A 12,687-nucleotide genomic window follows, 5' to 3' on the forward strand; every position below is an offset into this window, starting at 1 on the left:
CCAGCGTAGATCTTCCGGCGGGTGGTGGCAGTGTGCGTAGACTCGGCCACCCCTCGTGGGCCGTGCCGTCGGGCGAAAGGGAGTGGTCGCGGTGGCGTTCATGCCGGTGACGGACTCGATGTTCCTGCTCGTGGAGACCCGCGAACACCCGATGCACGTCGGTGGGCTGCAGCTGTTCGAGAAACCGGAGGGGGCCGGCCCGGAGTACCTCGGCGAGTTGCGCCGCGACCTGCTGGCCAACACCGAGGTGCGCGGCCTGTTCCGCCGCCGGCCGGCCCGGCCGGTGAGCACGCTCGGCTACCTCGGCTGGACCGAGGACACCGAGCTGGACCTCGACTACCACTTCCGGCACTCCGCGCTGCCGCAGCCGGGCCGGGTGCGCGAGTTGCTGGAGCTCACCTCGCGCTGGCACGGCACATTGCTGGACCGGCACCGACCGCTGTGGGAGATCCATCTGGTGGAGGGGCTGCGCGACGGCCGGTTCGCGATGTACAACAAGGTGCACCACGCGTTGCTGGACGGCGTGGCCGCGCTGCGGCACCTCCAGTCGATCCTGTCCGATGATCCCGCGGTGCGGGACTGCCCGCCGCCGTGGGGGTCGCGGCAGCCGGAGCCGGCGCGGCCCGCGCACCGACCGCGGTCGCTGCTGGCCGGGGCCCGCGGCACGCTCGGCCAGTTCACCGGGTTGGCGCCAGCGGCGATGAAGGTGGCCGGCGAGGCGTTCCGCGAGCACCGGCTGACCCTGCCCATGCAGGCCCCTCGGACGATGTTCAACGTGCCGATCGGTGGCGCGCGCCGGTTCGCCGCGCAGTCGTGGCCACTGGCCAGGGTGCGGACGGTCGCCGCCGCGGCCGGGGTGTCCCGCAACGACGTCGTGCTCGCGATGTGCGCCGGCGCGCTGCGGGACTACCTGATCGAGCAGCGGGCACTGCCGGACGCGCCGCTCGTCGCGATGGTGCCGGTGTCGTTGCGGCCGCGGCGGGAGGACGGCGCCGCCAGCGGCAACGCGATCGGCGCGCTGCTGTGCAACCTGGCCACGCACAAGCCGGACCCGGCGGCCCGGCTGGCCACCATCTCCGAGTCCATGCGGGACGGCAAGCGGCTGTTCAGCGAGCTCACCCCGCTGCAGACGCTGCTGCTGTCCGGGCTCAACGTCGCCGCGCTGGGCGCCTCGCCGCTGCCCGGCGTGGTCACCAACACCCGGCCGCCGTTCAACCTGGTGATCTCCAACGTGCCCGGGCCGCGCCGGCAGCTGTACTGGAACGGCGCGCGGCTGGACGGGATCTACCCGGCGTCGGTGCTGCTCGACGGGCAGGCGGTGAACATCACGCTCACCAGCAACGCCGACAACCTCGACTTCGGAATCACCGGCTGCCGGCGCAGCGTGCCACACCTGCAGCGCATCCTGACCCACCTGGACACCGCACTCGCCGAGCTGGAGGCCGCCACGGCGGCGTGATCACGGGCCGAGGTACTCGCGGCGCGCGGCCAGCGCCGCCCTCACGCCATGAAGGCCACCTTCGTGGCGTTGAACGCGATGAAGGTGGCCTTCATGGCAGGAACCGGGGTCAGGTGCCGTCGGCGGCGTAGATCGCGCTCGGGGTGACCACCCACAGCTGGCCGTCGGGGCCGGCGACCTCGTCGCGGGTGCGGCCCTGGGCGGTGTAGATCTTGCCGCCGTTGCCGCTGGTGTCGACCTTGATCGTGCCGCCCTTGAGCGAGGCGATGTAGAGCATGCCGCGGTAGTACGCCATGCCGCTCGGGGTGGCGTAGCTGGTCGGCCAGCTCTTGACCGGGTTGGTCATCCCGGCGATGTTGCACGGCCCCGAGCAGCGCGGCCAGCCGTAGTTGCGGCCGGCCTCGATCCGGTTCAGCTCGTCGACGTCGCTCGGCCCGATGTCGGTGATGTAGAGCTGGTTGCCCACCCAGGCCAGGCCCTGGACGTTGCGGTGGCCGTAGGAGTAGACCCGGTTGCCGAACGGGTTGCCGGGCGCGGCGGCGCCGTTGGTGTCGACCCGCAACACCTTGCCGGCCAGCGAGTCCCGGTTCTGCGCGCTGTTGGCGTTCTCCGCGTCGCCGGTGCCGATGTAGAGGTAGCCGTCGGGGCCGAACCTGATCCGGCCGCCCTGGTGGTTCTGGCGGCCGCGCGGGATGCCGGTGACGATCGGCTGGGGCGACTGGCCGAGCCGCAACTTCGCGACCCGGTTGTCCCTGCTGGTGGTGTAGTAGATGAAGACCGTCTGGTCCTGGGCGTAGTTCGGGGACACGGCGAGGCCGAGCAGGCCACCCTCCCGGGTCACCGCGACACCGGGGATGCGCTGGACGTCGACGGCCGTTCTCCCCTCGATCCGGCGAATCTTGGCGGAGTTCCGCTCGGTGAACAGCGGGGTGCCGTCGGGGAGGAAGTCGATCGCCCACGCCTGGTTCAGGCCGCTGACGACCTGCCGGATCGCCAGCGGCGAGACATCGGCGGGTGCCGCGGCCGCCGGCGTGCCGACGACGATGGTGGCCGCGGCGGCGATCGTGCAGGCTGCCGCGGCGAGGCCGCGGCGGAGGGACGGGGAACGCAAGGACATGGTTCGCCTCCTTGGAAGCGCCCCGGGGCGAGGAACGGCGGCGGGGCACGGATGTGGGGCACGAACGTGCGTACGGGGGCATCCAAGCACGGCGGAAAACCGCTCGGCTACCACCGGCAGGGGCGTGGAGCAAGCACGTTTCAGACACAGTTGGTGACCCAACTCACCAAAGAACTGAGCCACTCAGGCGAGTTTCCTGCGTACCGACCGGTATCCGACTGACGCACCTGGCGCGCCGGCCCGGCGGCTCCTACGCTGAAAGCGCTATCAGAAGTACCGGTAGGCCGCAGGAGGACGCCATGGTCGAGCACGAGCTCGAGGTCTGGACCACCCCCGACTTCGTCGAGTACGAGACGCCGATGGAGGTCACGGCGTACGCGGCGCGGATGGAGTGAGCGAACCGCTCGGTGAGGCCGAGTTCGTCGCCGCCCTGCGTGAGCTGGAGCCACGGTACTGGGGGTCACACCCCTTCCATCGGCGAATGCACGGCGGCGACCTCACTCCGCCCGAGCTGCGCGCCTGGGCGGCGAACCGCTGGTACTACCAGCGGATGCTGCCGCAGAAGGACGCGGCGATCATCAGCAACTGTCCCGTGCCGGAGATCCGCCGGCAGTGGCTGGACCGGATCGTCTACCACGACGGCAGGGTCGCCGGCGAGGGCGGGATCGAGCGCTGGCTGCGGCTGTGTGCCGCGGTCGGCCTCGACCGCGAGGAGGTGCTGGACGAGCGGCACGTCATGCCGGGCGTGCGGTTCGCGGTGGACGCCTATCTGACGTTCGCGCGTACCCGGCCGTGGGTCGAGGCGGTCGCCTCCGGACTCACCGAGATGTTCTCCGGGCACCTGATGCGCCGCCGGGTCACCGACCTGCTCGCCAACTACGCGTGGATCAGCCGGGACGACCTAGCCTACTTCACCAACCGGATCGACGCGGTGAGCGGCGAGGGCAAGGACGCGCTGGACATCGTGGTGCGGTACTGCCGGACCCGGGAGCAGCAGGACGCGGCGGTCGCGGCGCTCGCGTTCAAGTGCGACGTGCTGTGCTCGATGCTCGACGCCATCGAGCGGGCGGCTTCGGAGGCGGCGTGACCGGGAATCGGCCCCGACTGCGCCGCGGGGTGCGGCTGACCTACGACGAGACGCGGAGTACCCACGTGATCCTCTACCCCGAGGGCGTCCTGGTGCCCAACGCCACCGCGGCCGCCGTGCTCCGGCTCTGCGACGGCGAGTCCACAGTAGACGAGATCGGCGCCGAGCTGAGTCGGCGCTACAGCGGGGTGCGCCCCGCCGACGTGCGCGACGTGCTGGCCCGGTTGGCCGACCGGCGGGTGGTGGAATGGACGTGACCGACGGTGTAGCCGCGCCACTGGGCATGCTGGCCGAGCTGACCCACCGCTGCCCGCTGCACTGCCCGTACTGCTCCAACCCGGTCGAGCTGGTCGCGCGCGCCGCCGAGCTGGACACCGCCGAGTGGCTGGACGTGCTCGAGCAGGCCCGTGCGCTGGGCGTGCTGCAGGTGCACCTGTCCGGCGGGGAGCCGCTGGCCCGGCGGGACCTGCCCGAACTGGTCACCAGGGCCAGCGAGCTGGGCTGCTACGTGAACCTGGTGACCAGCGGGCTCGGGCTCACCGCCGAGCGGGTCGCCGACCTCGCCGACCGCGGCCTCGCCCACGTCCAGCTCTCCGTCCAGGGCGCCGAGGCGGCGCGGGCCGACCGGATCGCCGGGGCCAGGGCGCACGAGCGCAAGATCGCCGCCGCCGAGGTGGTCACCGCGGCCGGGCTGCCGTTGACCGTCAACGCCGTGCTGAACCGGGCCAACCACGACCAACTCCCCGGCATCATCGCGCTGGCCGAGCGGATGGGCGCCGAGCGGCTGGAGCTGGCGAACACCCAGTACTACGGGTGGGCGCTGCGGAACAGGGCCGCGCTGCAGCCGACCCGCGAGCAACTCGCCGCGGCCGAGCCGGTCGTGCGCGCGGCCACCGAGCGGCTGCGCGGCCGGATGGAGATCGTGTACGTGCTCGCCGACTACCACGAGGAGTTCCCCAAGCCGTGCATGTACGGGTGGGGGTCGCGGCAATTCACCGTGGCGCCGGACGGGCGGGTGCTGCCGTGCCCCGCGGCGTCGGTGATCGACACGCTGCCGGTGGCGAGCGTGCGGGAGCGGCCGCTGGCCGAGATCTGGTACGCGTCGGAGACGTTCAACGCCTATCGGGGTGAGGACTGGATGGCCGAGCCGTGCCGAAGCTGCGCGCGGCGCACCGTCGACTTCGGCGGCTGCCGCTGCCAGGCGTTCCTGCTCACCGGGGACGCCGCGGCGACCGACCCGGTGTGCTCGCGCTCGCCGAATCGGGGCATGGTGGACGCGCTGCTGCGGGCGCCCGCCGACGTCGAGTTCGTGATGCGGGGGTAGCGATGCGAGTGGTGCTGCTCGGCACCGCCGCCGGGGGCGGGGTGCCGCAGTGGAACTGCGCGTGCCCGCGCTGTCGGTCGGTGCGCCGGTCCGGGGCGAGCCGGACGCAGGACTGCCTGGCGGTCAGCGCAGACGGCGCGCACTGGTATCTGCTCAACGCCTCGCCCGACCTGCGGGCGCAGCTCCTGGACACGCCGGCGCTCGCGCCGGGGCCGGGGCCGCGGGAGACGCCGCTGCGCGGGGCGCTGCTCACCGACGCCGAGCTGGACCACGTGCTCGGGCTGTTGCTGCTGCGGGAGGGCGACGGGCTGCCGGTGTGGGCGCCCGAGGCGGTGACGCACGCGCTGCGGGACGGCTTCGCCGTGCGGGACGTGCTCGCCCGGCACGGCGCGTGGGAGTGGCGGCCGGTGGCGGGATCGGTCGACGTGGGCGGGTTGCGGGTGACCACGGTCCCGGTGAGCGGCAAGCGACCGCGGTACGCGGCGTCCTCCGATGTGGACGGTCCCTGGGTGGTGGCGTATCGGATCGCCGACCCGGTCACCGGTGGGGTGCTGGTGTACGCGCCGTGCCTGGCGAGCTGGCCGGACGGGTTCGACGACGTCGTCGCCGGCGCCGACTGCGTGCTGCTCGACGGCACGTTCCACGGCGGCGACGAGATGGCCGCCGCGGCGGGTGACAGTCGGGGGCAGCGGTCGATGGGGCACCTGCCGATCGCCGGCGCCGGCGGCAGCATGGCCCGACGCGCCGACTTCCCGGACGTGCGCTGGATGTACACCCACCTGAACAACACGAATCCGGTGCTGGACCCGCACTCGCCAGAGCACCGGGCGGTCCTGGACGCCGGCGCCGAGCTCCCCGAGGACGGCACCGAGCTGGTGCTGTGAGCAGCCGGCGGTCCCGCCGTCCAGCCCGCGCCACGACTCCGGCACCCACCGATGTCCCCGTTCACCGGTTCGGCACCTGAACCGATCACGGCTCGCGGCACACCCCGTCAGCAAGGGGTCAACACCATTTCCATCCCGGCTCGAGGAACACCTCACCAGGCGTTGGCACCACCGCCGTTTCCACCCGGTTCGAGGAACGCATCACCAGGCGCGAGAGCACCCGCTGTTCCCACCCGGGTCGGGGCACGCCCCACCAGACAAGGGGCAACACCCATCCCCCTCCCCACCCCGATCCGAAGCCGCTGTGCGGTCGGCGGTGCCGTGTCAAGGCACTCTTTCCCGCCTTGACACGGTGCCGACGACCGTCAACACAATCAGGCTTCGGGGTGGGGACCACACCACCCGTGACGCGGTAACCCCGACACGGGATGCACCCGCAGCGGGTATGCGAGATGTGCCCCGCGGCGCGAGACACCTCGCCGTGAACCCGTCGAGTTGTCCCCATCCCCCGAAAGGGATCCACAGATTTCCCGCGCACCGTCCCAGCACTCCGGGCGGCGATACGCTGGAGCGGCTCGGCGGCCCCCGGGGCGGGCGGGGCCGCACCCTCCCCGGGGCGGGCGGGGGGCACCCTCCCGCGTCCCCTTCTGGGAGCCGGCAGTGTCTGACGGGGTGGGGCTCGCCTCAAGGGCGCCTTCGGCGTCGCTGCGCGATTCGCTGCGCTCACCCTTGACCCGAGCCCCACCCCGCACAGGACCGGCACGGACGAAGGGGACGGGGGAGAACCAAGGGGACGCCCCGCGTCGGGTGATTCCTCGGGCGCCCGTCTTGTGCCGGCGCGGCCCCAACAGGTGTGGGCGAATCCAGCCCACGCCGTGGGGAGGCAGCAACAACGGATCCGTCGCGCCCCACGCACCCCACGTGACCAGGACCTGGGTAGCGGCTCAACGCGAGTGTCGGCTCAACGAGGGCGCGGTCACCACGCACGAGATCGGGGCCTGACCCGAGCCCGGCTGTTGACCTCCATCTTGCTCGAAGTTCTAGCCTCGCGGCGGGATCACGTTCCACACGGGAGGCTCTCATGTCCGAGACCGCGACGCGGGCGGGGGTGCGCGAGTGGGTCGGCCTGGTCGTGCTGGCCCTGCCCGCGCTGGTGATCGCGCTGGACTTCACCGGGCTGCACCTTGCCGTGCCGCACCTCAGCGCCGACCTGCAGCCCACCAGCACGCAGATGCTCTGGATCGTCGACATCTACGGCTTCATGATCGCCGGCCTGCTCATCACCATGGGCACGGTCGGCGACCGGATCGGCCGCCGGCGGCTGCTGCTGGCCGGCGGGGCGGCGTTCGGCGCGGCGTCGGTGCTGGCCGCGTTGTCCACCAGCGCGCCGATGCTGATCGCCGCCCGCGCCCTGCTCGGGGTCACCGGCGCCACCCTGCTGCCGTCGACGCTCTCGCTGATCAGCACGATGTTCGCCGACGCCACCCAGCGCCGGCTGGCGATCGCGGTGTGGTCGTCGAGCTTCATGGCCGGCGGGGCGATCGGCCCGCTGGTGGGCGGCGCGCTGCTGGAGGCGTACTGGTGGGGCGCCGTCTTCCTGCCGGCCGTGCCGGTGATGGCGCTGCTGGTGGTGCTCGGCCCGATCGTGTTGCCGGAGTTCCGCTCCGACTCGGCCGGCCGGGCCGACCTGATCAGCGTGGTGCTGGCGATGGCGGCGATCCTGCCGGTGGTCTACGGAATCAAGGAGCTCGCCCAGGACGGGCCTGCCGTGCTGCCGCTGGTGACCCTCGTCGCGGGGCTGCTCCTCGGCTGGGCGTTCGTCCGGCGGCAGCGCCGGCTGGCGCACCCGCTGCTCGACCTGGCGCTGTTCACCCGGCGCGGGTTCACCGTGTCGCTGGGCGCGCAGGTCACCGCGCTGTTCGTGCTGGCCGCGGTGCAGTTCTTCCTGATGCAGTACCTGCAGCTCGTGCTGGGGCTCTCGCCGCTGCGTGCCGGGCTGTGGACCGTGCCGGCGATGGCCGCGGGTGTCGCCGGCACGCTGCTGGTGCCGGTGGTGACCAGGCGGGTGCCGCCGGTCCGGGTGATCACCGCCGGCTTCGCGCTCGCCGTGGTCGGCATGCTGCTGGTGGTGGTCGGGTCGCCGGGGTTGGGCCTGACCATCACCGGGTTCGTCGTGCTCAACCTCGCGCTCAACCCGGCGATGGTGCTGACCTACGACCTGATCATCAACAGCGCGCCATCGGAGCGGGTGGGCACGGCGTCGGGCACCGCGGAGACCGGCAACGAGCTGGGCATCGCGCTCGGGGTCGCGATCACCGGCAGCATCGGCGCCGCGGTGTACCGGGCGCGGGTGAGCGCGGACGTGTTGCCGGCCGACACGCCCCCGGCGGTAGCCGACGCGGCGCGCGACACGCTCGGCGGCGCCGTGGCCGCCGCCGGGGAGCTGCCGGCCGGGGTCGGTGAGCCGTTGCTGGCGGTCACCCGGGAGGCGTTCCTGGCCGGGATGCAGTGGGCGAGCGTCGCGCTGACGGTGCTGCTGGTCGGGGTGACGGTCGCGGCCGCCGCGCTGCTCCGGGGAACGGGGACGGGCACCGGGTCGGCGGCCCCGGCGGCCCCGGCGGCCGAGGAGGAGGGTGACCTGGTGGCGCAGGGCCGGGAGGGGTGACCCGCCGGCGGGAACCGGGTCGGGGTCCGGTCCCCGCCGGCGGGCGAGCCGCGGCTCAGGCGATGCCCTCCGGGGAGGCACCCTCGACCTGAACGCCCTTGGCGGTGATCCGCTCGATCTCGGCGACGTCGGAATCGGTGAGGTCGAGGTCGGCGGCGGCGAGGCAGTCGGCGATGTGGTGCGGCTTGCGGGCGCCGACGATGGCGACGTGCACACCCGGCTGGGCCAACGTCCAGGCGATGGCGAGCTGGCTGACCGTGGCGCCGCGGTCGGCGGCGAAGGCCTTCAGCTCGTCGACCACGGTGAGGTTGCGGCGGAGGTTGTCGCCCTGGAAGGCGGAGGACCTGGAGCGCCAGTCGTCGGCGGGGAACGTGGTGTCCGGGGTGAGGGCGCCGGTGAGCAAGCCGCTGCCGAGCGGGCTGTAGACGAGCACGCCGATGTCGTGCTCGCGGCAGTAGGGCAGCGGGTCGGTCTCGATGGCGCGGCGGAACAGGTGGTAGGGCGGCTGCAGCGTCTCCACCGGGCGGACGCGGTCGAACCCGGCGAGCTGGCCACTGTCGTAGTTGGACACTCCGACGTGCCGGATCTTGCCCTCGTCGACCAGCTCCTGCAGCGCGGTCGCGGTCTCCTCGGCCGGGGTGTCCGGGTCGGGCCAGTGGACCTGGTAGAGGTCGATGTGGTCGACGCCGAGTTCGCGCAGGCTCTGCTCGACGCCCTGCCGCAGCCAGCCGCGGCTGGCGTCGCGGACGCGCTCGCCGCCCGGGTTGATGCCGCCCTTGGTGGCGAGCACGACGGAGTCCCGGTCGCGGTTCAGCTCGTCGCGCAGGGCCCGGCCGAGCAGGGACTCGGCCTTGCCGAAGCCGTAGGCCTGCGCGGTGTCGAAGAAGTTCACGCCGAGCTCGCGGGCCTGCCGGATGGCGGCGATCGCGGTGTCGGTGTCGAAGGAGCCCCAGTCGCCACCGAGCTGCCAGGTGCCGAACGCGACCCGCGAGACGGTCAGTCCACTCCTGCCCAGTGTCGTCATCCGCATGCCCCCCAAGCAGAGCACAACCACTGGACCGACGCATCCGGACGCTACCCAGATCACGCCCTCGAGAACCGGCGGAGCCCATTGGCGATGTCCGGTACGTCGATATCACCTCGGGCCGCCGCCAGTACGAGTTCCTCCGCAGCATCGACGTCCAACGGATCGGCTAGTTCCTCCCCGTTCACCTTCAGGAAGACCCAAGCACTCGCCCACCCGGCTCGCTTGTTGCCGTCGACGAGCGCGCGGTTGCGCACGAGGGAATGCAGCAGGGCGGCAGCCTTGGCGAACAGATCGGGGTAAGCATCCTGCCCGAAGACCGTTGTCGCCGGCCTCGCGACCGCGGCTGCGAGGAGGCCGAAGTCCCACACCTCCACCGGACCTTCAGCCGCGTGGCTGGCCGCGGTCAGCACGTCCTCCATGTCGAGGAAGTAGATGTTGCCCACTACCGCGCCAGTCGCTCGTTCAACTCCCGACTGATTCCTGCCACCTGCGCTGCGGCCTGCTCAACCAAGTGCTTCCGAGACGACACCACACCGAGCACCGCGTCGTGCGCAAGAGCCTTCAACGACTTGCCCTCACGCTCGGCCGCAGCGCGAAGCTCAGCCATCTCCTCATCAGAGAATTGCAGGTTCAATGCGGGCATGCGAACAGTCTACTAACTTGGTACCTGATCAGGTACCAAGTCTGGAACTACCGAACGGTCCCGGCGGGGCGGTCGGTGGGCCAGGGGCGGACCTCCTCGACCAGCTTCGCCACGGCGAGCACCAGGTCGTCGGAGTGGCGCGGCCCGACGATCTGCAGCCCCACCGGCAAACCGTCCGAGGTGAAGCCCGCCGGGACGCTGATCGCGGGCTGCTGGGTCAGGTTGAACGGGTAGCTGAACGACGCCCACTGCGGCCAACTGCTGAACCCGCTCCCCGGCGGCACGTCGTGACCGGCCTCGAACGGTGGGATCGGCACACTCGGCGTGATCAGCACGTCGTACCGCGTGTGGAACTCCCCCATGTGGATCCCCAGCGCCGCCCGCGTCGCCGACGCCTCCAGGTAGTCGGCCGCCGAGTACGTCAGCCCCTTCTCCCACACCCGGCGCAGGCCCTGGTCGACCCGCTCCTCCGAACCGGGCGGGAACGTGTTCAGCCACTTCGCCGCGCCGGTGGCCCACAGCAGCTCGAACGCCTCCCGAGGGTCGTCGAAGCCCGGGTCGGTCTCCTCCACCCGCAGCCCCGCCTCGTCCAGCGCGGCCACCACCGACAGCACCACCTGCGCCACCTCGGGGTCCACCCGCACGTACCCGAGATCCGCCGAGTACGCCACGTTCAACCCGCGCACGTCCCGGCGCACCGCCTCCCGGTAGGCGCTCAGCGGCGGCGGCAGCGCCGAAGGATCCCGGTAGTCGGGCTGGGCCAGCACGTCGAGCAGCAGCGCGACGTCGTCCACCGACCGCGCCATCGGCCCGGCGTGCGCGAGCGGACCGAACGGGCTCGCCGGGTACAGCGGGATCCGCCCGCCGGTCGGCTTGAACCCGACGATCCCGCAGAACGACGCCGGGATGCGCACCGAGCCGCCCCCGTCGGTGCCGACCGACAGCTCCCCCATCCCGGCCGCCACCGCCGCGCCGCTGCCCCCGCTGGAGCCGCCGGGCGTGCGGGACGGGTTCCACGGGTTGCGGGTGATCCCGTCCACCAGGTTGTCGGTGACCGCCTTCCAGCCGAGCTCCGGAGTGGTGGTCTTGCCCAGCAGCACCAGTCCGTGCTCCCGCATCCGCGCGGTCACCGGGCTGTCGACGTCCCACGACTGGTTCGGGTCAATGCACCGCGACCCGCGCAGCGTCGGCCAACCCTGGGTGAGGAACATGTCCTTGATCGAGGTCGGCACGCCGTCCAGCCAGCCGATCGGGTTGCCCTCCCGCCAGCGCTGCTCGGACCCCTTCGCCTGATCCAGCGCCGCGTCGGCGTCCACCAGCGCGAACGCGCGCAGCTCCTGGTCACGCTGGTCGATGGCGTCCAGCGCGGCCCTGGTGGCCTCGACCGGCGACACCTCTCCCGAGGAGTACGCCGCGACGAGCTCGCTGGCCGTCAGCAGGGTGCTGGTGTTGGCTGCCATCTCTCTCCTCACCGGCCCGACGGCACGTAGCCCAGAGTCTTGTCGACGACGTTACGGAGTGGCTGCCCGCCGCGCCACCGCTGGAAGTTGTCGGCGAACACCGCCACCAGCGCGTTGCGCCAGCCGACGAAGTCGCCGGACATGTGCGGCGACACCAGCACGTTCGGCATCGTCCACAACGGACTGTCCTGCGGCAGCGGCTCGGTGTCGAACACGTCCAGCGCGGCGCCCGCCAGCTCGCCGGCACGCAACGCGGCGACCAGGTCCTCGGTCACCACCAGCTCGCCCCTGCCGACGTTGACGAACCGCGCGCTCGGCCGCATCGCCGCGAACGCCGCCGAGTCGAACATGCCCTTGGTCTGCTCGGTCAGCGGCGCCACCGCGACGACGTAGTCGGCGCCGGGCAGGTGCTCGGTCAGCCGCTCGGAGGGGTACACGGTGCCGAAGTCCGGGTCGTCGTCCCTGGCCCTCCGGCCCACCCCGGCCACCCGCATCCCGGCGGCGCGCAGCAGCCGGGCAATGGCCCGCCCGATCGGCCCGGTGCCCACCACCAGGGCGGTCCGCCCGCCGATCCGCTCGGTCTCCCGATGTCGCCAGCGGCACTCCTGCTGCAACCGCAGGGAGCCGGCGAAGTCCTTGGCGAAGGCCAGTACGACGCCCAGCACGTACTCGGCGATCGAGGAGTCGAACACGCCGCGGGAGTTGGTCAGCACGACATCACTGGCCCGCAACTCGGGGAACATCACCGGGTCCACCCCGGCGCTGGCGATGTGCACCCAGCGCAACCGGTCGGCCGCGGGCCACGCGTCGGGGACGGCCGTGGAGAGGAAGTCGTAGACGAAGAGGACGTCCGCCCCGCGCAGCGCCTCGGCCAGCCCGTCGGCACGGGTGTAACGAACCGTCGCGGACCGCTCGATGCTGTCCATGTCCGGGGGGTGCTGGTCGCCGCACAGCACCGCCAGCACCGGGGAGTCCGTGCCGATCATCGTTGACACGGTAAGAGCCGGTCGTATGATTGTCA

The 12,687-nt window shown here is 72.2% G+C and carries 13 protein-coding genes; 7 read left to right on the plus strand and 6 right to left on the minus strand.

Annotated elements, in window-relative coordinates; translation table 11 throughout:
• Positions 1-91 precede the first annotated feature (91 nt).
• Positions 92-1,459: a WS/DGAT/MGAT family O-acyltransferase gene (locus tag BM051_RS02420; RefSeq protein ID WP_092528417.1), complete on the plus strand. Its 1,368-nt coding sequence runs from the start codon at positions 92-94 to the stop codon at positions 1,457-1,459.
• Positions 1,460-1,568: 109 nt separating this feature from the next.
• Here the strand turns inward: BM051_RS02420 and BM051_RS02425 are convergent, their stop codons facing one another.
• Positions 1,569-2,576, minus strand: coding sequence for a PQQ-dependent sugar dehydrogenase (locus BM051_RS02425; protein WP_092527234.1), 1,008 nt, complete (start codon positions 2,574-2,576; stop codon positions 1,569-1,571).
• Between the two features lie 299 nt (positions 2,577-2,875).
• On the opposite strand from BM051_RS02425, the gene pqqA reads away from it, so the two are divergent.
• The 6 genes from pqqA (at position 2,876) to BM051_RS02455 (ending at position 8,536) form a co-directional block, all read left to right on the plus strand.
• Complete coding sequence (pqqA, locus tag BM051_RS02430) at positions 2,876-2,971, plus strand: pyrroloquinoline quinone precursor peptide PqqA (protein ID WP_092527237.1); 96 nt, start codon at positions 2,876-2,878, stop codon at positions 2,969-2,971.
• On the plus strand, positions 2,968-3,663 hold the full coding sequence (gene pqqC, locus BM051_RS02435) for a pyrroloquinoline-quinone synthase PqqC (RefSeq protein WP_092527240.1): 696 nt from the start codon (positions 2,968-2,970) through the stop codon (positions 3,661-3,663). Before pqqA ends, pqqC begins: the two co-directional genes overlap by 4 nt.
• Positions 3,660-3,920 carry a pyrroloquinoline quinone biosynthesis peptide chaperone PqqD gene (gene pqqD / locus BM051_RS02440; protein WP_092527243.1) on the plus strand — a complete coding sequence of 87 codons (261 nt, stop codon included), beginning with the start codon at positions 3,660-3,662 and terminating at the stop codon, positions 3,918-3,920. The genes pqqC and pqqD overlap by 4 nt, the downstream gene beginning before the upstream one ends.
• On the plus strand, positions 3,911-4,987 hold the full coding sequence (pqqE, locus tag BM051_RS02445; protein WP_092527246.1) for a pyrroloquinoline quinone biosynthesis protein PqqE: 1,077 nt from the start codon (positions 3,911-3,913) through the stop codon (positions 4,985-4,987). Before pqqD ends, pqqE begins: the two co-directional genes overlap by 10 nt.
• A gap of 2 nt (positions 4,988-4,989) precedes the next feature.
• Entirely contained in the window at positions 4,990-5,871 is an 882-nt protein-coding gene (gene pqqB / locus BM051_RS02450) for a pyrroloquinoline quinone biosynthesis protein PqqB (RefSeq protein ID WP_092527249.1), read from the plus strand.
• 1,081 nt (positions 5,872-6,952) lie between these two features.
• The gene (locus BM051_RS02455) at positions 6,953-8,536 is read left to right on the plus strand and encodes an MFS transporter (protein ID WP_092527253.1); all 1,584 of its coding nucleotides are present in this window, start codon (positions 6,953-6,955) and stop codon (positions 8,534-8,536) included.
• A gap of 55 nt (positions 8,537-8,591) precedes the next feature.
• Here BM051_RS02455 and BM051_RS02460 read toward each other — a convergent pair whose 3' ends face one another.
• Genes BM051_RS02460 through BM051_RS02480 form a run of 5 tightly spaced genes read right to left on the minus strand, consistent with a single transcriptional unit; the run spans position 8,592 to position 12,652 of the window.
• A complete protein-coding gene (locus tag BM051_RS02460; RefSeq protein ID WP_166677699.1) occupies positions 8,592-9,566 on the minus strand; it encodes an aldo/keto reductase in 975 nt (324 codons plus the stop codon).
• Positions 9,567-9,619: 53 nt separating this feature from the next.
• Positions 9,620-10,006 (minus strand): type II toxin-antitoxin system death-on-curing family toxin, encoded by a 387-nt coding sequence (locus BM051_RS02465; protein WP_243859510.1) that lies wholly within the window; start codon positions 10,004-10,006, stop codon positions 9,620-9,622.
• Complete coding sequence (locus BM051_RS02470; RefSeq protein WP_092527255.1) at positions 10,006-10,206, minus strand: hypothetical protein; 201 nt, start codon at positions 10,204-10,206, stop codon at positions 10,006-10,008. Before BM051_RS02470 ends, BM051_RS02465 begins: the two co-directional genes overlap by 1 nt.
• A gap of 47 nt (positions 10,207-10,253) precedes the next feature.
• Positions 10,254-11,666 carry an amidase gene (locus BM051_RS02475; RefSeq protein WP_092527258.1) on the minus strand — a complete coding sequence of 471 codons (1,413 nt, stop codon included), beginning with the start codon at positions 11,664-11,666 and terminating at the stop codon, positions 10,254-10,256.
• Between the two features lie 8 nt (positions 11,667-11,674).
• A complete protein-coding gene (locus BM051_RS02480; protein ID WP_092527261.1) occupies positions 11,675-12,652 on the minus strand; it encodes a D-2-hydroxyacid dehydrogenase in 978 nt (325 codons plus the stop codon).
• Between the last annotated feature and the right edge of the window lie 35 nt (positions 12,653-12,687).

Source organism: Amycolatopsis arida (assembly GCF_900115565.1).
In the GTDB taxonomy this organism is placed as follows: domain Bacteria; phylum Actinomycetota; class Actinomycetes; order Mycobacteriales; family Pseudonocardiaceae; genus Yuhushiella; species Yuhushiella arida.

Bases quoted from the DNA above. Each gene is read 5' to 3' on its own strand.
- pqqE (WP_092527246.1), top strand. From the start codon at position 3,911: ATGGACGTGACCGACGGTGTAGCCGCGCCACTGGGCATGCTGGCCGAG.
- BM051_RS02475 (WP_092527258.1), bottom strand. From the start codon at position 11,666: ATGGCAGCCAACACCAGCACCCTGCTGACGGCCAGCGAGCTCGTCGCG.
- BM051_RS02460 (WP_166677699.1), bottom strand. From the start codon at position 9,566: ATGCGGATGACGACACTGGGCAGGAGTGGACTGACCGTCTCGCGGGTC.
- BM051_RS02455 (WP_092527253.1), top strand. From the start codon at position 6,953: ATGTCCGAGACCGCGACGCGGGCGGGGGTGCGCGAGTGGGTCGGCCTG.
- pqqA (WP_092527237.1), top strand. From the start codon at position 2,876: ATGGTCGAGCACGAGCTCGAGGTCTGGACCACCCCCGACTTCGTCGAG.
- pqqB (WP_092527249.1), top strand. From the start codon at position 4,990: ATGCGAGTGGTGCTGCTCGGCACCGCCGCCGGGGGCGGGGTGCCGCAG.
- BM051_RS02425 (WP_092527234.1), bottom strand. From the start codon at position 2,576: ATGTCCTTGCGTTCCCCGTCCCTCCGCCGCGGCCTCGCCGCGGCAGCC.
- BM051_RS02480 (WP_092527261.1), bottom strand. From the start codon at position 12,652: ATGATCGGCACGGACTCCCCGGTGCTGGCGGTGCTGTGCGGCGACCAG.
- BM051_RS02470 (WP_092527255.1), bottom strand. From the start codon at position 10,206: ATGCCCGCATTGAACCTGCAATTCTCTGATGAGGAGATGGCTGAGCTT.